The organism is Nocardioides pocheonensis (assembly GCF_003725535.1).
GTDB classification, from domain to species: Bacteria; Actinomycetota; Actinomycetes; order Propionibacteriales; family Nocardioidaceae; genus Marmoricola; species Marmoricola pocheonensis.
In genome coordinates this window covers 121542-140885 of the sequence record NZ_RJSF01000007.1, presented here as the reverse complement: position 1 = coordinate 140885, position 19344 = coordinate 121542, and the positions used below count along the sequence as shown (strand labels likewise).

17 protein-coding genes are annotated in these 19344 nt (G+C 69.8%); 16 read left to right on the top strand and 1 reads right to left on the bottom strand.

Annotated features, from left to right (window positions below):
• A complete protein-coding gene (locus EFL26_RS03840; RefSeq protein WP_245999991.1) occupies positions 1 to 912 on the bottom strand; it encodes a L,D-transpeptidase family protein in 912 nt (303 codons plus the stop codon).
• Positions 913 to 1005: 93 nt separating this feature from the next.
• On the opposite strand from EFL26_RS03840, the gene EFL26_RS03835 reads away from it, so the two are divergent.
• The 16 genes from EFL26_RS03835 to EFL26_RS03760 all read left to right on the top strand — a co-directional run bounded on the left by EFL26_RS03835 (position 1006) and on the right by EFL26_RS03760 (position 18834).
• Entirely contained in the window at positions 1006 to 1698 is a 693-nt protein-coding gene (locus EFL26_RS03835; RefSeq protein ID WP_123221559.1) for a demethylmenaquinone methyltransferase, read from the top strand.
• A 172-nt stretch (positions 1699 to 1870) separates the two neighbouring features.
• Complete coding sequence (locus EFL26_RS03830) at positions 1871 to 2230, top strand: NADH-quinone oxidoreductase subunit A (protein WP_123221558.1); 360 nt, start codon at positions 1871 to 1873, stop codon at positions 2228 to 2230.
• Positions 2231 to 2377: 147 nt separating this feature from the next.
• A complete protein-coding gene (locus EFL26_RS03825) occupies positions 2378 to 2932 on the top strand; it encodes a NuoB/complex I 20 kDa subunit family protein (RefSeq protein WP_123221557.1) in 555 nt (184 codons plus the stop codon).
• Positions 2933 to 3021: 89 nt separating this feature from the next.
• A complete protein-coding gene (locus EFL26_RS03820; protein ID WP_123221697.1) occupies positions 3022 to 3732 on the top strand; it encodes an NADH-quinone oxidoreductase subunit C in 711 nt (236 codons plus the stop codon).
• Positions 3729 to 5075: an NADH-quinone oxidoreductase subunit D gene (locus EFL26_RS03815; RefSeq protein WP_123221556.1), complete on the top strand. Its 1347-nt coding sequence runs from the start codon at positions 3729 to 3731 to the stop codon at positions 5073 to 5075. Before EFL26_RS03820 ends, EFL26_RS03815 begins: the two co-directional genes overlap by 4 nt.
• Positions 5076 to 5164: 89 nt before the next feature.
• Positions 5165 to 5908, top strand: coding sequence for an NADH-quinone oxidoreductase subunit NuoE (gene nuoE / locus EFL26_RS03810; protein ID WP_123221555.1), 744 nt, complete (start codon positions 5165 to 5167; stop codon positions 5906 to 5908).
• A complete protein-coding gene (gene nuoF / locus EFL26_RS03805; protein WP_246000009.1) occupies positions 5905 to 7215 on the top strand; it encodes an NADH-quinone oxidoreductase subunit NuoF in 1311 nt (436 codons plus the stop codon). The genes nuoE and nuoF overlap by 4 nt, the downstream gene beginning before the upstream one ends.
• Positions 7212 to 9707, top strand: coding sequence for an NADH-quinone oxidoreductase subunit G (locus EFL26_RS03800; RefSeq protein ID WP_123221553.1), 2496 nt, complete (start codon positions 7212 to 7214; stop codon positions 9705 to 9707). The genes nuoF and EFL26_RS03800 overlap by 4 nt, the downstream gene beginning before the upstream one ends.
• Positions 9708 to 9724: 17 nt before the next feature.
• A complete protein-coding gene (gene nuoH, locus EFL26_RS03795) occupies positions 9725 to 11005 on the top strand; it encodes an NADH-quinone oxidoreductase subunit NuoH (protein WP_183408025.1) in 1281 nt (426 codons plus the stop codon).
• Positions 11005 to 11550, top strand: coding sequence for an NADH-quinone oxidoreductase subunit NuoI (nuoI, locus tag EFL26_RS03790; RefSeq protein ID WP_123221552.1), 546 nt, complete (start codon positions 11005 to 11007; stop codon positions 11548 to 11550). The genes nuoH and nuoI overlap by 1 nt, the downstream gene beginning before the upstream one ends.
• Positions 11550 to 12332, top strand: coding sequence for an NADH-quinone oxidoreductase subunit J (locus tag EFL26_RS03785; RefSeq protein ID WP_123221551.1), 783 nt, complete (start codon positions 11550 to 11552; stop codon positions 12330 to 12332). Before nuoI ends, EFL26_RS03785 begins: the two co-directional genes overlap by 1 nt.
• Before the next feature lie 2 nt (positions 12333 to 12334).
• Positions 12335 to 12634: an NADH-quinone oxidoreductase subunit NuoK gene (gene nuoK / locus EFL26_RS03780; protein ID WP_123221550.1), complete on the top strand. Its 300-nt coding sequence runs from the start codon at positions 12335 to 12337 to the stop codon at positions 12632 to 12634.
• A gap of 10 nt (positions 12635 to 12644) precedes the next feature.
• Positions 12645 to 14591 carry an NADH-quinone oxidoreductase subunit L gene (nuoL, locus tag EFL26_RS03775; RefSeq protein WP_123221549.1) on the top strand — a complete coding sequence of 649 codons (1947 nt, stop codon included), beginning with the start codon at positions 12645 to 12647 and terminating at the stop codon, positions 14589 to 14591.
• Positions 14592 to 14666: 75 nt separating this feature from the next.
• Complete coding sequence (locus EFL26_RS03770; RefSeq protein ID WP_123221548.1) at positions 14667 to 16259, top strand: NADH-quinone oxidoreductase subunit M; 1593 nt, start codon at positions 14667 to 14669, stop codon at positions 16257 to 16259.
• Complete coding sequence (gene nuoN, locus EFL26_RS03765) at positions 16256 to 17845, top strand: NADH-quinone oxidoreductase subunit NuoN (RefSeq protein WP_123221547.1); 1590 nt, start codon at positions 16256 to 16258, stop codon at positions 17843 to 17845. The genes EFL26_RS03770 and nuoN overlap by 4 nt, the downstream gene beginning before the upstream one ends.
• A gap of 59 nt (positions 17846 to 17904) precedes the next feature.
• A complete protein-coding gene (locus tag EFL26_RS03760; protein WP_123221695.1) occupies positions 17905 to 18834 on the top strand; it encodes a polyprenyl synthetase family protein in 930 nt (309 codons plus the stop codon).
• The last annotated feature ends 510 nt before the right edge of the window (positions 18835 to 19344 follow it).

Below are 19344 nucleotides of genomic sequence, written 5' to 3'. Positions count from 1 at the left end.
CTAGGACCAGTAGATGACCACCGTGTCGCCCACGCGGACCTGGCCGAACAGCCACTTGATGCCGTTGTAGTCCCGCACGTTGACGCAGCCGTGGCTCGCTCCTGCGTAGCCCCGGGCCGCGAAGTCCGACGAGTAGTGCACCGCCTGCCCACCGCTGAAGAACATCGCGAACGGCATCGAGGTGTGGAACAGCGTGGAGACGTGGTCACGCGACTTCCAGCCGATGTGGAAGACGCCCTCGCGGGTCGGGGTGTACGCCGCGCCGAACCGCACCGCCATGGTCCTGCGGACCTCGCCGTCGACCACCCAGCGGATGGTGCGGCTCGCCTTGTCCACGCACAGCACGTGGCCGGAGCGGCAGCGCCGGTCCAGCGCCGCGGTGGTCCAGGTGCCCCCGCCGCCCTGGCCTCCGACGGTCCGGTTGTGCAGCTCGTCCCGGGTCGGCCTGCGGGTCAGTGACCAGACCTGCAGGAGCGTCGGTCGGTCCACGGAGCCGGTGACCGGCAGGGCGTGCCGGGCCTGGAAGCCGCGCACCGCCGTGGTCGTGCGGGGGCCGTAGCGGTCGTTGACCGTGCCGGCGTACCAGCCGAGCTGGCGGAGCCGGGCCTGGAGCACCCGCACCCGAGGACCGGTGTCGCCCGGCTGCAGGACGGCCGGGGCCGGGGCCGGTGTCGGTGTCGTGGTCGGCGTCGGGGTCAGCGGGTCGGAGGCCGGGAGGATCTGTGGTCCTGCAGCGACCGCGGCCGGCTGGGTCGACGGCGAGACCGTGGCGGCCGGGGCCGACCGGTGGCCGTGCCCGGCCGTGGCCCCGCTTGCCGAGACGGTCGTGGCGGCGTACCCGAGACCTGCGATGGCCAGCAGCAGCACGAGAAACCTCGTCCCACCGCCCCCACGCTTCACACCAGTGTTCACCGGGACATCCTGCCCCTTGCGTTGCTCCATGCCCTCGTAGACGCACCGGAGACCGGAAAAGTTGCCTCGTGCGGGCACCCATAGGGTGTCTGCGTGACCCGCGCTGACCTGGACAAGAAGCCCGCCGAGGTGCAGGCGATGTTCGACGACGTCGCCCGGCGCTACGACCTCACCAACGACGTCCTGTCGCTCGGCCAGGACCGGCGGTGGCGCCACCAGGTGATCGCGGCGGTCGACCCGAGGCCGGGCGAGCTCGTCCTGGACCTCGCGGCCGGCACCGGTACGTCGAGCCAGCCGTTCCGAGACCGCGGCGCGACCGTCGTGCCGTGCGACTTCTCCGTCGGCATGCTGCGGGTCGGCAAGCAGGCGCGCCCCCACCTGCCCTTCGTCGCCGGCGACGGCACCCGGCTGCCGTTCCCCGACGACACCTTCGACGCGGTGACGATCTCCTTCGGGCTGCGCAACATCGTCGACCCCGACGCCGGCCTCCGCGAGCTGCTGCGTGTGACCCGTCCCGGCGGGCGGCTGGTCGTCTGCGAGTTCAGCTCGCCGACCTGGGCGCCGTTCCGGACGCTCTACATCGAGTACCTGATGAAGGCGCTCCCGGCCGTGGCGCGCGCGGTCTCCTCGGCTCCCGACGCCTACGTCTACCTGGCCGAGTCGATCCGCGCATGGCCCGACCAGCGCGGGCTGGCCGCACGGCTCCAGCGCGCCGGCTGGACCGGCGTCGAGTGGCGCGACCTGAGCGGCGGGATCGTGGCCCTCCACCGCGGCACCAAGCCGTGATTTAGGCCACGCTCGCATGCCCTAAATGGGCCGGTCCCCGCGTGGATTCCACCCGGGGGGAGGGGGGTTCGCGCGTTGTGACGGAGGCCTCTATGCTGACGAAGTCGCGAGATCGTGAAGTGGTTCACAAGCGCACAACCTGCGTGCGATGAGCCCTGCAGGAAGGTGAGGAATGGCGCTCTACACCCCGGTTCTGGCGCTCCTGATCCTGGCGGCCGGCTTCGCCGTGTTCTCGGTGATCATGAGCGCGCTGGTCGGCCCGAAGCGCTACAACCGCGCCAAGCTCGACTCCTACGAGTGCGGCATCGAGCCCACGCCCCAGCCGATCGGCGGCGGCCGCTTCCCGGTCCGCTACTACATCACCGCGATGCTGTTCATCGTCTTCGACATCGAGATCGTCTTCCTCTACCCGATCGCCGTGGCCTTCGACGCCATGGGCACCTTCGCGCTGGTGGAGATGGTGCTGTTCATCATCCCGGTCTTCGTCGCCTACGTGTACGTATGGCGTCGCGGCGGCCTGGACTGGGATTGAGAGCCGTGATGTACGCACACTGCCCGCGCCATCCCAGATCCGTGGCGTGTCGGTCGACGGCCGACGCGGCGCGTCGTAGGCCGCCTTCCCTCCTCCGCCTTGGCATTGCACGCACCTCCCGACTCTCAACACTGGGAGCACATTGACATGGGTATCGAAGAGAAGCTTCCGTCCGGCGTCCTGCTGACCACGGTCGAGGGCGTCGCCGGCTACATGCGCAAGGCGTCGTTCTGGCCGGCCACCTTCGGCCTCGCCTGCTGCGCCATCGAGATGATGACCACCGGCGGCCCCAAGTACGACCTGGCCCGGTTCGGCATGGAGGTGTTCCGGGCCAGCCCGCGGCAGGCCGACCTGATGATCGTCGCCGGCCGGGTGAGCCAGAAGATGGCCCCGGTGCTGCGCCAGATCTACGACCAGATGCCCGACCCGAAGTGGGTGCTGGCGATGGGCGTGTGCGCGAGCTCGGGCGGCATGTTCAACAACTACGCGATCGTGCAGGGTGTCGACCACGTCGTCCCCGTCGACATGTACCTCCCCGGCTGCCCGCCGCGCCCCGAGATGCTGATCGACGCGATCCTCAAGCTCCACGAGCAGGTCCAGGGCACCAAGCTGGGCAGCAACCGGCTTGCCGAGATCGAGACGAACGAGGCGTCGGCGCTCAAGGCGCTGCCGACCAGCCAGATGAGGGGCCTGCTGCGGTGACCGACGAGCCCGACCAGAAGAGCGCCGACGACGCCGCTCCTGAGAAGTCCCAGCTCGCCCAGCGCGAAGGCGGCACGCAGGACGCCTCCCTGGACGCCGTCGAGGCCCACACCGCCGACACCCGCGAGGTGATCGGCGAGCGGCGTGGCATGTTCGGCACCCAGGACGCCGGTGACACCTCCGGCTACGGCGGTCTGCGCCGCACGGTCACGCTGCCCGGCGCCACGCCCCCGCCGTACGGCCCTTCGGCAGGCTCAGGAGGGCCCGGCTGGATGGACGACGTGGCGGCCTCGCTGGCGAGGGTCACCCGCGAGCAGGGTCTGGAGTCCTCGGTCGAGAAGGTGGTCGTCCACCGCGGCGAGATCACCTTCTTCATCCGTCGCCAGGACCTGCCCGCCGTGGCCAGGCTGCTCCGCGACGACGAGGCGCTCCGGTTCGAGTTCTGCGCCGGCGTCAGCGGCGTCCACTACCCCGGTGACACCGGGCGCGAGCTGCACGCGGTCTACCACCTGCTCTCGATGACCCACAACCGGCGGATTCGCCTCGAGGTCACCTGCCCCGACTCCGACCCGCACATCCCCAGCGTGGTCGCGACCTACCCGACCAACGACTGGCACGAGCGCGAGACCTTCGACTTCTTCGGCATCGTGTTCGACGGCCACCCGGGCCTCACCCGCATCGAGATGCCGGACGACTGGCCGGGCCACCCCCAGCGCAAGGACTACCCACTCGGCGGCATTCCTGTGGAGTACAAGGGCGGCACGGTGCCGCCGCCGGACCAGCGGAGGGCGTACTCGTGACCACCACCTCGAACGATCCCTACGCCGCGACCGAGTCCCAGACCTCGCAAGGCAAGGTCTACACGGTCACCGGCCAGGACTGGGACTCCGTCGTCACCGGCGTCGCCGAGGACCACGACGACAAGATCGTCGTCAACATGGGCCCGCAGCACCCGTCCACGCACGGCGTGCTCCGGCTGATCCTCGAGCTCGAGGGCGAGACGGTCACCGAGGCGCGGTGCGGCATCGGCTACCTGCACACCGGCATCGAGAAGACCATGGAGTACCGCACCTGGGTCCAGGGCGTGACGCTGTGCACCCGCATGGACTACCTCGGCAACCTGGCCTACGAGGCGGCGTACTGCCTGGGCGTGGAGCGGTTGCTCGACATCGAGGACCAGATCCCCGAGAAGGCCAACGTGATGCGGGTGCTCCTCCTGGAGCTCAACCGGATCGGCTCCCACCTGGTGGCGATCGCCACCGGCGGCATGGAGATCGGCGCCCTGACCGTGATGACGATCGGGTTCCGCGAGCGCGAGCTGGTCCTCGGCCTGCTCGAGCTGATCACGGGGCTCCGCATGAACAACGCGTTCATCCGCCCCGGCGGCGTGTCACAGGACATGCCTGCCGGTGCGCTCGACGAGATCCGCGACTTCGTGGCCCTGATGAAGAAGCGGCTGCCGGAGTACGCCGACCTCTGCAACGCCAACCCGATCTTCAAGGCCCGCCTCGTCGACGTGGGCCACCTCGACCTGGCCGGCTGCATGGCGCTGGGCATCACCGGCCCGGTGCTGCGCTCCACCGGCTACCCGTGGGACCTGCGCAAGAACCAGCCCTACTGCGGCTACGAGGACTACGACTTCGAGGTCTGCACCTGGGACACCGCCGACTCCTACGGCCGGTTCCGGATCCGGCTGAACGAGATGTGGGAGTCGCTGAAGATCATCGAGCAGTGCGTCGAGCGGCTCGCCGGCCTCGAGGGCGCGCCGGTGATGATCGGTGACAAGAAGATCGCGTGGCCCAGCCAGCTCTCCATCGGCAGCGACGGCATGGGCAACAGCCTCGACCACATCCGGCACATCATGGGTGAGTCCATGGAGGCCCTCATCCACCACTTCAAGCTGGTGACCGAGGGCTTCCGGGTCCCGGCCGGACAGGCCTACGTGCCGATCGAGTCGCCGCGCGGCGAGCTCGGCGCGCACGTCGTCAGCGACGGCGGCACGCGCCCCTACCGCGCGCACTTCCGCGACCCCTCGTTCACCAACCTCCAGGCGACCTCGGTGATGAGCGAGGGCGGCATGATCGCCGACGTCATCGTCGCGATCGCGAGCATCGACCCTGTCATGGGCGGTGTCGACAGATGAGTTCGTTGGTTTCAGTCTGCGCGCATTGCGACACGTGGTCCTGTCGCGCTGTTGTTCCGATTCATGGTTGCGGAAGGGCTGTGGTCTAGGTGCCTCTGCCACAAGAGACAGTTGCAGAGCTCGAGGAGATCGCGGCGCGCTACCCCCAGAAGCGCTCGGGCCTGCTCCCGATGCTGCACCTCGTGCAGAGCGTTGCCGGGCAGATCACGCCCGAGGGCATCGAGGCGTGTGCCGAGATCCTCGAGATCTCCGCGGCCGAGGTCAGCGGCGTGGCGACCTTCTACACGATGTACAAGCGCCGCCCGGTCGGTGACTACCACGTCGGGGTCTGCACCAACACGCTCTGCGCGATCATGGGCGGCGACCTGATCTTCGAGCGGCTCAAGGACCACCTCGACGTCGGCAACGACGAGACCACCGAGGACGGCAAGATCACCCTCGAGCACGTCGAGTGCAACGCGGCCTGCGACTACGCCCCGGTGATGATGGTCAACTGGGAGTTCATGGACAACCAGACGCCGGAGTCGGCGGTCCGGCTCGTCGACGACCTGCGGGCCGGCAACGAGGTCCGCTCGACCCGCGGCCCCCGCGTGGTGACCTGGCGCGAGGCCGAGCGCGTGCTCGCCGGCTTCCCCGACGACCTCGCCGACGAGGGCCCCGCAGCCGGACCGGCGTCGCTGGTCGGGCTGAAGATCGCCCGTGAGCAGGGCTGGACGGCGCCCTCGGGCTCGGCCTCCGGCGACGCCGATGCGGTGCCTGACGACAAGGGCGAGGCCGTCGAGCACGCCGACACGTCGCGCGCCGAGTCCGAGACCACGGCGGAGGAGTCCTGATGGACGTATTGACCCCGATCCTCACCGACAACTGGGATGCGGAGCGTGCGTGGACGCTCGCGTCGTACGAGTCGCGTGGCGGGTACGACGCGCTGAAGAAGGCGCTGTCGATGTCGCAGGACGACGTGATCGCCGCGGTGAAGGACTCCGGTCTCCGCGGTCGCGGCGGGGCCGGCTTCCCGACCGGCATGAAGTGGAGCTTCATCCCGCAGGACAACCCGAACCCGAAGTACCTCGTGGTCAACGCCGACGAGTCCGAGCCGGGCACCTGCAAGGACATCCCGCTGATGATGGCCAGCCCGCACACGCTGGTCGAGGGCGTGATCATCAGCTCCTACGCGATCCGCGCCAACAAGGCGTTCATCTACGTGCGCGGCGAGGTGCTGCACGTCGTACGCCGGCTCCAGCGGGCCGTGCAGGAGGCCTACCTCGCGGGCCACCTCGGCACCGACATCCACGGCTCCGGCTACGACCTGGACCTCGTGGTGCACGCCGGCGCCGGTGCCTACATCTGCGGTGAGGAGACCGCGCTCCTCGACTCGCTCGAGGGACGCCGCGGCCAGCCCCGCCTGCGGCCGCCGTTCCCCGCCGTGGCCGGCCTCTACGCCAGCCCCACGGTGATCAACAACGTCGAGAGCATCGCGTCGGTGCCGTCGATCATCGCCAACGGCGCCGACTGGTTCGCCTCGATGGGCACCGAGAAGTCCAAGGGCTTCGGGATCTTCTCCCTGTCGGGCCACGTCAACAGGCCCGGCCAGTACGAAGCCCCGCTCGGCATCACCCTGCGCCAGCTGATCGAGCTGGCCGGGGGCATGCGCAACGGCAACCAGCTCAAGTTCTGGACGCCCGGCGGCTCCAGCACCCCGCTGCTCAACTCCGAGCACCTCGACGTGCCGCTGGACTTCGAGGCGGTCGGCGAGGCCGGGTCGATGCTCGGCACCCGGGCGCTGCAGATCTTCGACGACACCACCTGCGTGGTCCGCGCGGTGCTGCGCTGGACGGAGTTCTACAAGCACGAGTCCTGCGGCAAGTGCACGCCGTGCCGCGAGGGCACCTGGTGGCTGACCCAGACGCTCGCCCGCCTGGAGAACGGTCAGGGCAGCGAGGAGGACCTCGACCTGCTGCTCGACCAGTGCGACAACATCCTCGGCCGCGCGTTCTGCGCGCTCGGCGACGGCGCGACCAGCCCGATCACCTCCTCGATCAAGTACTTCCGGGCCGACTACCTCGCCCACCTCGAGCACGGCGGCTGCCCGTTCGACCCGATGGCGTCCACGGTCTTCGCCGCTGAAGGAGCCTCCGCATGACTGTGACGACCGGCGACGGTGCGGGCAGCGCCGTCGAGAAGTCCGACCTGGTCACGCTGACCATCGACGGCATCGAGGTCAGCGTCCCGAAGGACACCCTGGTGATCCGTGCCGCCGAGCAGGTCGGCGTGCAGATCCCGCGGTTCTGCGACCACCCGCTGCTCGACCCGGTCGGCGCCTGCCGCCAGTGCCTGGTCGACATCCCCGACGCCGGCAACGGCCGCGGCTTCCCCAAGCCGCAGGCCTCGTGCACGCTGCCCGTCGCCGAGGGCATGGTCGTGAACACCCAGGCCACCAGCGCGGTCGCCGACAAGGCGCAGCAGGGGATCATGGAGTTCCTGCTGATCAACCACCCGCTGGACTGCCCGGTCTGCGACAAGGGCGGTGAGTGCCCGCTGCAGAACCAGGCGATGAGCAACGGCCGCGGCGAGTCCCGGTTCGTCGAGCACAAGCGCGTCTACCCCAAGCCGATCAACATCTCCGCCCAGGTGCTGCTCGACCGCGAGCGCTGCGTCCTGTGCGCCCGGTGCACGCGGTTCTCCGAGCAGATCGCCGGTGACCCGTTCATCGCGCTGATCGAGCGCGGTGCGCTCCAGCAGGTGGGCATCTACGAGCGCGAGCCGTTCGAGTCCTACTTCTCCGGCAACACCATCCAGATCTGCCCGGTCGGGGCGCTGACCTCGGCGGCGTACCGGTTCCGCTCGCGGCCCTTCGACCTGGTCTCGGCTCCGGCGGTCGCGGAGCACGACGCGTGCGGCTCCGCCATCCGCGTCGACCACCGGCGCGGCAAGGTGATGCGCCGGCTCGCCGACAATGACCCCGAGGTCAACGAGGAGTGGATCACCGACAAGGACCGGTTCGCGTTCCTGTGGGCGCGCCAGGACGACCGGCTGACCCACCCGATGGTCCGCGACGAGGAGACGGGTGACCTCCGGGTCGCTTCCTGGTCCGAGGCCTTCGCGGTCGCCGCCCGGGGCCTCGCGGCCGCGAAGCGGAAGGTCGGCCTGCTCCCCGGCGGCCGGCTCACCGTCGAGGACGCCTACGCGTGGAGCAAGTTCGCGCGCGTCACCTGCCGGACGAACAACATCGACTTCCGGTCGCGCCCGCTCGGCGCCGACCGTGGGGCGGAGGAGGCGGCGTTCCTCGCCTCCCAGGTCGTCCTCACCGGCCCCGACGGTGGCGCGGTCACGTACGCCGACCTGGAGACCGCCCGCACCGTTGTGCTGGCCGGGCTCGAGCCGGAGGACGAGGCGGGCGCGATCTTCCTGCGGCTGCGCAAGGCGAACCGCGCGCACGGCACCCGGATCTTCTCGCTGGCGCCGTTCACCTCCCGCGGCCTGCGCAAGATGGGCGGCCGGCTGCTGCCGACGGTGCCCGGCACCGAGGCCACCGCGCTCGACGCCCTCGCCGAGAACGGCGAGGTCGCCCTCGACGGGGGCGGCATCGTGCTGGTCGGTGAGCGCCTGGCGAGCGTGCCCGGCGCCCTCAGCGCGGCCGTGCAGCTCGCGCAGACCACCGGCGCCCGGCTCGCCTGGGTGCCGCGGCGTGCCGGCGACCGGGGCGCCCTGGAGGTCGGCTGCCTGCCGAACCTCTTCCCCGGCGGACGTCCGGTCTCCGACGCGTCGGCCCGGGTCGACCTGGGTGCCGCCTGGGGCGCCGCGAAGCTTCCGGAGGCCGAGGGTCTCGACGCGGAGAGCATCCTCGACGCGCTCGTCGAGGGTGACCTCGAGGCGCTGGTCGTCGGCGGGGTCGACCCGGCCGACACTCTGCAGCTCTACGGGGGGCAGCTCCACGGCGCCCGGGCGAAGAAGCTCCGCAAGGCGCTCCGCAAGGCGTTCGTCGTCGCCCTCGAGGTGCGCTCCTCGGAGCTCACCGAGGTCGCCGACGTGGTCTTCCCGGTCGCTCCGACGACCGACAAGGCCGGCTCGTTCGTGAACTGGGAGGGCCGGGTCCGGCCGTTCGGCAAGGTCCTGGAGAGCCCCACCTCCCTGCCCGACGTACGCGTGCTCGCCGGCATCGCCGAGGAGCGCGGCCGCCCGATCGGGATCCGCAGCCCCGAGCAGGCGGCGACCGAGATGCAGCAGCTGGGTCCGTGGGAGGGCGAGCGGTTGGTGATCGAGCCTGCCGAGATCCCGCACGAGGTTTCGGCAAGCTCAACCAGCGGGGAGCGCACCCTCGTGCTCGCGTCCTGGAAGCAGCTCATCGACGACGGGCGGATGCAGGACGGCGACGACCACTACCGGGCCACCGCCCGGCGTCCGGTCGTGCTGGTCGGGCAGGCGACGTTCGACGGACTCGGCGGGGTCGAGGAGGGTGACCTGGTCACGCTCACCGGCCCGCTGGGCAGCCTGAACCTGCCGGTGCGCGTCGCCGACCTCGCCGACGGCGTCGTGTGGGCTCCGGCGAGTGCGCCCGGGTTCTCGGTGCGCCACCTCGTCGGTCCGGCCGGCAGCACGGTGACCGTGAGCACCCTCGAAGGAGGCCGCAAGTGACCGCGAACCTGACCGCGCTGTTCACCGGGCTCGACTCGACGCCCGGTCTCGGTGCGTTCGGCCACGACAACGTCTGGCTGGTCATCCTCAAGGCCGTGCTGATCTTCCTGATCCTGGTGCTGCTCACGCTGTTCAACATCTGGCTGGAGCGCCGGGTCGTGGCCCGCATGCAGCACCGGATCGGTCCGAACGTCAACGGCCCCTTCGGCCTGCTGCAGTCCCTGGCCGACGGCGTGAAGCTCGCGCTCAAGGAAGACATCATCCCCAAGGCCGCGGACAAGGCGGTCTTCCTGCTCGCGCCCGTGATCGTGGTGATCCCGGCTTTCGTCACCTGGTCGGTGATCCCGTTCGGCCCGACCGTGAAGCTGCCGTGGAGCGACACCCACACGCCGCTGCAGCTGACCGACATGCCGGTCGCGGTGATCTTCGTGCTGGCGATCGCCTCGGTGGGCATCTACGGCATCGTGCTCGGTGGCTGGTCGTCCGGCTCGACGTACTCGCTGCTCGGTGGGCTCCGCTCGAGCGCCCAGATGATCTCCTACGAGGTCTCGATGGGGCTCTCGTTCGTCGCCGTGTTCCTGTACGCCGGCTCGATGTCGACGTCGCAGATCGTCGCCGCGCAGGACAAGTTCTGGTACGGCGTGATCCTCGCGCCCTCGTTCGTGATCTACGTGATCTCGATGATCGGCGAGACCAACCGCGCGCCCTTCGACCTCCCCGAGGCCGAGGGCGAGCTGGTCGGCGGCTTCCACACGGAGTACTCCTCGCTGAAGTTCGCGCTGTTCTTCCTCGCCGAGTACGTCAACATGGCGACGGTCTCGGCGCTCGCGACCACGCTGTTCCTCGGCGGCTGGCGCGCCCCGTTCTGGATCGACACCTTCTGGGCGGGCGCCAACCACGGGTACTGGCCGTTCCTGTGGTTCATGGGCAAGGTCATGTTCTTCGTCTTCATCTTCATCTGGCTGCGCGGATCGCTGCCGAGGCTCCGGTACGACCAGTTCATGCACTTCGGCTGGAAGCGGCTGATCCCGTTCTCGCTGGTGTGGATCCTCGCCGTCGCGGCGATCCGCACGATCGACCTCAACGGCGGCCTCGACCGGCGCTGGCTGTACGCCGCGATCGCGGTGTGCGTGGCCCTGATCGTCGTGCTGATGTTCTTCGAGGAGAAGCAGGACTCCGACGCCGCTGCCGAGGAGGAGGCCACCGCCTTCGACGCGTTCGCGGGCGGTTACCCCGTGCCGCCGATGCCCGACCAGATCGGCATCGCCACTCGTTCCACCTCCGGACAGGAGCACTGATGGCAACGCTCAAGGAGCAGCTGTGGGACCCGATCGCCGGCTTCGGCGTGACGTTCCGCACGATGTTCCGCAAGGTCGTCACCGAGCAGTACCCCTTCGAGAAGGTCCCGACCGCTCCCCGGTTCCACGGTCGGCACCAGCTCAACCGCTGGCCCGACGGCCTGGAGAAGTGCGTCGGCTGCGAGCTGTGCGCGTGGGCCTGCCCGGCGGACGCGATCTACGTCGAGGGTGACTCCAACACCGACGACGAGCGCTACAGCCCGGGCGAGCGCTACGGCCGCGTCTACCAGATCAACTACCTGCGCTGCATCCTGTGCGGGCTGTGCATCGAGGCCTGCCCGACCCGCGCCCTCACGATGACCAACGAGTACGAGCTGGCCGACAACTCTCGCGCGTCCCTGATCTACGAGAAGTCCGACCTGCTCGCGCCGCTGCTGCCGGGCATGGAGCAGCCGCCGCACCCGATGCGCCTCGGCGACGACGAGGGCGACTACTACCGGGGCAACCTGCGCGCCCGCGCCGACGACGAGGCGGGGGAGGCCTGATGCTCGCTTTTTGGATCCTGGCGCCGATCATGGTCGCCGCCGCCCTGGGGCTGCTGTTCGCCCGCAAGGCGGTGCACGCAGCCCTGGCGCTCGCGGTCGTGATGATCTCGCTGGCCGTCCTGTACGCCGTGCAGGACGCGCCCTTCCTCTTCGCGGTGCAGATCATCGTCTACACCGGCGCGATCCTGATGCTGTTCCTGTTCGTGCTCATGCTCGTCGGCGTGGATGCCTCGGACTCGATCATCGAGACCATCCGGGGCCAGCGGATCGCCTCGATCCTGGTCGGGCTGACCTTCGCCGCGCTGCTGGTGCTCGGCGTCGCGCAGGTCTCGTTCGGCACCGTGATCGGACTGGGCAAGGCCAACGAGGGCGGCAACGTCCCCGCGGTGGCCAAGATCCTCTTCACGCGCTACGTCTTCGCCTTCGAGGTCACCTCGGCGCTGCTGATCACGGCCGCGCTCGGCGCGATGGTGCTCGCCCACCGCGAGCGGCTGACCCCGAAGCCGACGCAGGCCGCGCTCGCCGCGCAGCGGATGCGCGACTACGCGGCGACCGGCAAGCACCCCGGGCCGCTGCCGCCACCGGGCGTGTTCGCCCGCCACAACGCAGTCGACACCCCCGCCCTGCTGCCGGACGGCACCGCGGCCCCGGGCTCGATCTCGCGCGTGCTGGCTGCGCGCGGCACCGTGAAGTCGGCGCCCGAGATCGCCGAGGAGATCAAGGCGCTGACCGGCGAGGACTCCACCGTGAGCGGCTCCGCGCACACCGAGGGAGAGGGGTAGCCATGAGCGCGACACCGTTCATCGTGCTCAGCGCGATCCTGTTCACGATCGGCTGCCTCGGGGTGCTCACCCGGCGCAACGCGATCGTGGTGTTCATGAGCGTGGAGCTGATGCTCAACGCCAGCAACCTCGCGCTGGTCACCTTCTCCCGCGCCAACGGCAACCTCGAGGGCCAGATCGCCGCGTTCTTCGTGATGGTGGTCGCGGCGGCCGAGGTCGTCGTGGGACTGGCGATCATCATGACCATCTTCCGCACCCGCCGCTCGGCCTCCGTCGACGACGCCAGCCTGCTGAAGTACTGAGGATCACGTGATGTCATTGGTTCCCTCCTCCCTGGCTGCGCTGCACTCCGGTGCGCCGGTGGTGCACGCGGCCTCGGCCGACGGGGTGTTCTCGCTGCTCTGGCTGGTGGTCGCGCTGCCGGCGCTCGGCGCAGCGGTGCTGCTGCTCGGCGGACGGCGTACCGACCGGTGGGGCCACTGGCTCGGCGTCGGCACCGTCGCGGTCTCGTTCCTGCTGAGCCTCGTGCTCTTCTTCGCGCTGGTCGGCCGCGACAGCGGTGACCGGCAGGTGTCCCAGCACCTGTGGACCTGGTTCACGGCCGGCAAGTACACCGTGAACCTCGACCTGCTCTACGACCAGCTGTCGGCGGTGTTCCTGCTGCTGATCACCGGCGTCGGCGGGATCATCCACCTCTACTCCGTGGGCTACATGGAGCACGACGAGCGCCGGCGCCGGTTCTTCGGCTACCTCAACCTGTTCGTCGCCTCGATGCTCACGCTCGTCCTCGCCGCCGACTACGTCGGGGTGTTCCTCGGCTGGGAGGGCGTCGGCCTGGCGTCGTACCTGCTGATCGGGTTCTGGCAGTACAAGCCGTCCGCCGCAGCCGCGGCCAAGAAGGCCTTCGTGATCAACCGGGTCGGCGACATCGGCCTCTCGCTCGGCAGCGCCCTGATCTTCGTGACCTTCGGGTCGACGTCGTTCGCGGTCGTGTCGGCCAACGCCGACAAGGCGAGCAGCGGCACGCTCACCGCGATCGGCCTGCTGCTCCTGCTCGCCGCGTGCGGCAAGTCGGCGCAGTTCCCGCTGCAGACCTGGCTCCTCGACGCGATGGAGGGCCCGACGCCGGTCTCGGCGCTGATCCACGCGGCGACGATGGTGACGGCCGGTGTGTACCTGATCGTCCGGTCGAACTTCATCTTCAGCCTGACCGAGGACGCCCGCACCGGGGTCGTGATCGTCGGCTGCATCACGCTGCTGATGGGCGCGATCATCGGGTGCGCGAAGGACGACATCAAGAAGGCCCTGGCCGGGTCCACGATGAGCCAGATCGGCTACATGATCCTGGCGGCCGGCCTCGGCCCGGCCGGCTACGCGCTCGCGATCTTCCACCTGCTCACGCACGGCTTCTTCAAGGCGAACATGTTCCTCGGTGCCGGCTCGGTGATGCACGGCACCAACGACGACGTGAACATGCGCCACTACGGCGCGCTGCAGAAGGCCATGCCGGTCACCTTCGTGACCTTCGCGATCGGCTACCTGGCGATCATCGGCGTCCCGCCCTTCGCCGGCTTCTGGTCGAAGGACCGGATCATCGAGACGGCCTTCGCCGACAACTTCGTCGTCGGGCTGTGCGCGCTGGTCGGTGCCGGGATCACCGCGTTCTACATGACCCGACTGATGCTGATGACCTTCGTCACCGAGCAGCGCTGGGAGCCGGACGTGCACCCGCACGAGTCGCCGCGCGTGATGACCATCCCGCTGATCGCGCTCGCGGCGCTCTCGGCGCTCGGCGGCTTCCTCATCCTCAACGGCTGGATCACCGACTGGCTCGCGCCGGTCGTCGGCACGCACGAGGAGAAGTCCCTCGCGATCGGTGCCCTCGGCATGAGCCTGGTGACGCTGGTCGTGGTCGCCATCGGCATCGCGATCGCCTGGACGTTCTTCGGCCGTCGCGCGGTGCCGCGCGAGGCGCCCACGCAGGTGTCGGTCTTCACGCGTGCTGCGCGAGCCGAGTTGTACGGCGACGCCTTCAACGAGGAGGTGATCGTGAAGCCCGGCTACACCGGCATCCGCGGCCTCTCGGTCTTCGACGGCTCGTTCGTGGACGGCATCGCCGAGGGCACGGCGTCGGCCTTCGGCGGCATGTCCAGCTGGTTCCGGCTGGCCCAGAACGGCTTCGTCCGCTCCTACGCGCTCGCCGTGCTCTCCGGCGCCGCGCTCGTCCTCCTGGCCCTGCTGGCGGTGAACTTCTCATGAGCGAGCGAAGCGAGCGAATCATTCAACACAGCCCGCTGGTGCCTCATGCGCGCCCGGAGCGAAGCGAGGACGTGCATGAGTAACTTCCCCTGGCTCTCGGTGCTGATCGCCGTGCCGATCGTCGGCGCGGTGGTCGTGCAGGCGCTTCCGCGCCGAGCCAACGCCGCGGCCCCGAAGCAGATCGCCTTCGGCGTCTCGCTGCTGACCCTCGTGCTCGGTCTGGTGATGGCCAGCGGCTACGAGAACGACGGCGGCATGCAGTTCACCGAGCAGCACACCTGGATCAAGTCGTTCGGTGCGCACTACGCGGTCGGTGTCGACGGCATCGGACTGACGCTGGTGCTGCTCACGCTGATCCTGACCCCGGTCGTGCTGCTGGCCTCCTGGAACGACGCCGACCCGATCCCGCTGGACGTCCGCGACGTCGCGGCCGAGTCGCCCCACGTGGCCCCGGCCCGCTGGTCGCCGAACGCGTTCTTCGCGTGGATGCTCGCGATGGAGGGCCTCGCGGTCGGCGTGTTCGCGGCCACCGACGTGTTCCTCTTCTACGTGTTCTTCGAGGCCACGCTGATCCCGATCTACTTCCTCGTGGGCGGATACGGCGGCGCCGGCAGGGCCCGTGCCGCGGTGAAGTTCCTGCTCTACTCCCTGGCCGGCGGTCTGATCATGCTGGCCTCGGTGATCGGCCTGTACGTCGTGTCGGCGAAGAGCTCGGGCGGGGCGACGTACCTGGTCTCGGAGCTGAGCAAGATCGACTTCGGCACCGACACCGGCCGCTGGCTGTTCGTGGGCTTCTTCATCGCGTTCGCGATCAAGGCGCCGATGTTCCCGGTGCACACCTGGCTGCCCGACACCACCGAGAACGCGACCCCGGGCACCTCGGTGCTGCTGGTCAGCGTGCTCGACAAGATCGGCACGTTCGGGATGATCCGCTTCTGCCTGGAGCTGTTCCCCGAGGCCTCGCGGTGGGCGACGCCCGTCGTGGTGACGCTGGCGGTGGTCAGCGTGATCTACGGCGCCCTCATGGCGATCGGCTCGGACAACATCCCGCGCCTGATCGGCTACACCAGCGTCTCGCACTTCGGCTTCATCGTGCTGGGCATCTTCGTGATGAACAGCCAGGGCCTGTCGGGCGCGAACCTCTACATGTTCAACCACGGCCTCTCCACCGCGGCGCTGTTCCTGGTGACGGGCTTCCTGATCTCGCGCCGGGGCTCGGCCCTGATCAGCGACTTCGGTGGGGTGGAGAAGGTGGCTCCGGTCCTGGCCGGGGTGTTCCTGGTCTCCGGCCTCGCATCGTTGTCGCTGCCCGGCCTCTCGCCGTTCGTGTCGGAGTTCCTGGTGATCGTCGGTGCGTTCTCCCACAGCGTGGTCGCCGCGGCCTTCGCGGTGACGGGCATCGTCCTGGCTGCGATCTACATCCTGCTGATGTACCAGCGCACGATGACGGGCCCGACGCGCCCGGAGATCGTCGGCATGCGTGACCTCGGCACTCGCGAGATCGCCGCCGTGGCGCCGGTGCTGCTGCTGATCGTCATCTTCGGGTTCTTCCCGAAGCCGCTGCTGTCGGTGATCAACCCGTCGGTCGACCACACGATGAGCCAGGTGGACCGGCACGACCCGGCGCCCACGGTGGCCGAGCAGAGTCCGGAAGGGGCCCACCAGTGAACTTCACCGCTCCGCACATCGAGTACGACCTGATCTCGCCGATCCTGGTCGTGCTGGGCGTCGCTGTGGTCGGCGTACTGGTCGAGGCCGCCGTGCCGCGGGTGTACCGGTACTGGACCCAGGTCGTGCTCGCCGCGGTCGGCGTCGTCGGTGCGCTCGGTGCCACCGTCTACGTGCTGAACCGCATCCACCCCGGGTCGGACCACCCGAAGCCCGGGTTCCTGGTCGCCGAGGGCGCGCTGGCCGTCGACGGGCCGACCTTGTTCATCTGGGTGCTGATCCTCGTCCTCGCGCTGCTGGGCGTGCTGCTCTTCGCGGAGCGCCAGCTCGAGGGCGGCGTGACCGCGTTCGCCGGCCAGGCGGCCGCCCTTCCGGGCACCGAGGCCGAGCGTGAGGCCTCGGCCCAGGGTCTCGAGCACACCGAGGTCTTCCCGCTGCTGATGTTCGCGGTCTCCGGCATGCTGATGTTCCCGGCCGCGAACGACCTGCTCACGCTGTTCGTGGCGCTCGAGGTGCTCTCCCTGCCGCTCTACCTGCTCTGCGGGCTGGCGCGGCGCCGCCGGCTGCTCAGCCAGGAGGCGGCGCTGAAGTACTTCATGCTCGGCGCGTTCAGCTCCGGGTTCTTCGTCTACGGCATCGCCCTCACCTACGGGTACGCCGGGTCGATGGAGTTCAGCAAGATCGCCCAGGCGGTCGCCAGCTCCAGCGGCAGCCGCGCGCTGCTGCTCGGCGGCATGGGCATGCTCGCCGTCGGGCTGCTGTTCAAGGTCGGTGCCGCGCCGTTCCACGCCTGGACGCCCGACGTGTACCAGGGCGCCCCGACCGCGGTGACCGGCTTCATGGCCGCGGCCACCAAGGTGGCGGCGTTCGGAGCGCTGCTGCGGCTGTTCTACGTCGCCTTCGGCGGCGCGCGCTGGGACTGGCAGCCGCTGATGTGGGGCGTCGCGATCCTCACCATGGTCGTCGGGTCGGTGTTCGCGCTGACCCAGACCGACGTGAAGCGCCTGCTCGCCTACTCCTCAGTGGCGCACGCCGGCTTCATCCTCACCGGTTTCCTCGGGGCCCGGTCCCTGGGCGAGATCCACGCGGGCGACATCAACCCGGTGCAGGCGGTGCTGTTCTACGTCACCACCTACGGCCTGATGACGATGGCGGCCTTCGCGATCGTCACCGTGGTCCGTGACGCGGGCGGGGAAGCGACCCACCTGTCGCGCTGGGCCGGGCTGGGCAAGGAGTCCCCGCTGGTCGCCGGCATCTTCGCGTTCCTGCTGCTCGGCATGGCCGGCATCCCGCTCACCAGTGGCTTCACGGGCAAGTGGGCCGTCTTCGCGGCCGCGCTGTCGGCCGGTGCCTGGCCGGTGGTGATCGTGGCCGTGCTGATGTCGGCGGTCGCGGCGTACTTCTACGTCCGCGTGATCGTCGTGATGTTCTTCGCCGACCCGGTCGGTGACGGACCGTCCGTCGCGGTGCCCAGCGTGCTGACCAGCTCCGTGATCGCCGTCGGGGCGGCTGCGACGCTCGTGCTCGGCGTCGTACCGGGCCCGTTGCTCGACATGCTCGGCCGTATTGCAGAATTCATCAGGTGACCTCCCCTCTCGCGCTGCCGATCCTCGACCCTGAGCTCGAGGCGCGGCTCAGCGCCCGGATGGACGAGGTCGAGAAGGCGCTCCACGGTCACGTGGAGAGCGAGGCGCCGTTCGTCACCGAAGCGGCGCGCCACCTGATGGAGGCCGGCGGCAAGCGGTTCCGGCCGCTGCTCTGCTTCCTCGCGGCCGAGGCCGGCGACGCGTCCTCCCCGGACGTGCTCACCGCCGCCTGCGTGGTCGAGCTGACGCACCTGGCCTCGCTGTACCACGACGACGTGATGGACGAGGCCGCGCTCCGGCGCGGCGCCGAGTCCGCGAACGCGCGCTGGGACAACCACGTCGCGATCCTGACCGGCGACTTCCTCTTCTCGAAGTCCTCGGAGCTGACCGCGTCGCTCGGCCCCGACGCGGTGCTGATCCAGGCCCAGACCTTCACCCGGCTCGTCGAGGGGCAGATCCTCGAGACGCTCGGCCCCGGCCCGGACGACGACCAGCTCGCGCACTACCTGCGCGTGGTGGCCGGCAAGACCGGCTCGCTGATCGCGACGTCCGCGCGGTACGGCGCGCTGTTCGCCGGCGCCTCTCCGGAGGTGGTCGACGCCCTGACGTCGTACGGCGAGAAGGTAGGGGTCGCGTTCCAGCTCTCCGACGACATCCTCGACATCGCCTCGGAGAGCGCCGAGTCGGGCAAGACGCCCGGCACGGACCTCCGCGAGGGCGTGCCCACGCTGCCCGTGCTGATCGCCCGCAAGTCGGCCGACCCGGCGGACGCCCGTCTCCTCGACCTCCTCGACGGGGACCTCACTGACGACGCCCGCCACGCCGAGGCGCTCTCGCTGCTCCGCGCCCACCCCGCCATGGCCGCCGCGCGTGACTACGTCGCCACCGAGGCGACCGAGGCCAAGCGGCTCCTCGGCGCACTCCCCGAGGGCCCGGTCCGCACCGCCCTCGAGGCGTTCGCCGACGTCGTCGCGAACCGCAGCAGCTGACGGTCCTCGCGTCGTCGGGTTCGGTCGGTGGTGCATTTCGGTGGTTGAGGTGCGAGCGCCAGCGAGCCTCGAAAGCTCGTGACGGGCAGCCAACCACCGGTGGTTGAGCTTGCCGAAACCACTCTGGTCGGGTGGCGGTCTGTGCCGGGGGGACGGGCGGCGACGACGGGGACGGCGTGGGGCCGGGTCTTGCTGTCGCGCGCGCGCTCCTAGGTGGTTGAGGTGCGAGCGCCAGCGAGCCTCGAAACCACTCTCGTCGGGTTGCGGTCGGTGCCGGGGGAACGGGCGGCGACGAGGGTACGGCGCGCGGCTGGGACTCGCGGTTGGGCGCGAGTCCCTCGGTGGTTGAGGTGCGAGCGCCAGCGAGCGTCGAAACCACCCGTCGGGCAGGGACCCAGCCATCGACCGCGGAGCCGACCCCAAGGTGGTTGAGCCTGCCGAAACCACCCGACCCGCACGGCCGGGGTGAGCCGCGGCGGGCCGCGAAAGGTTCTCGAGAAATCTTCCGAA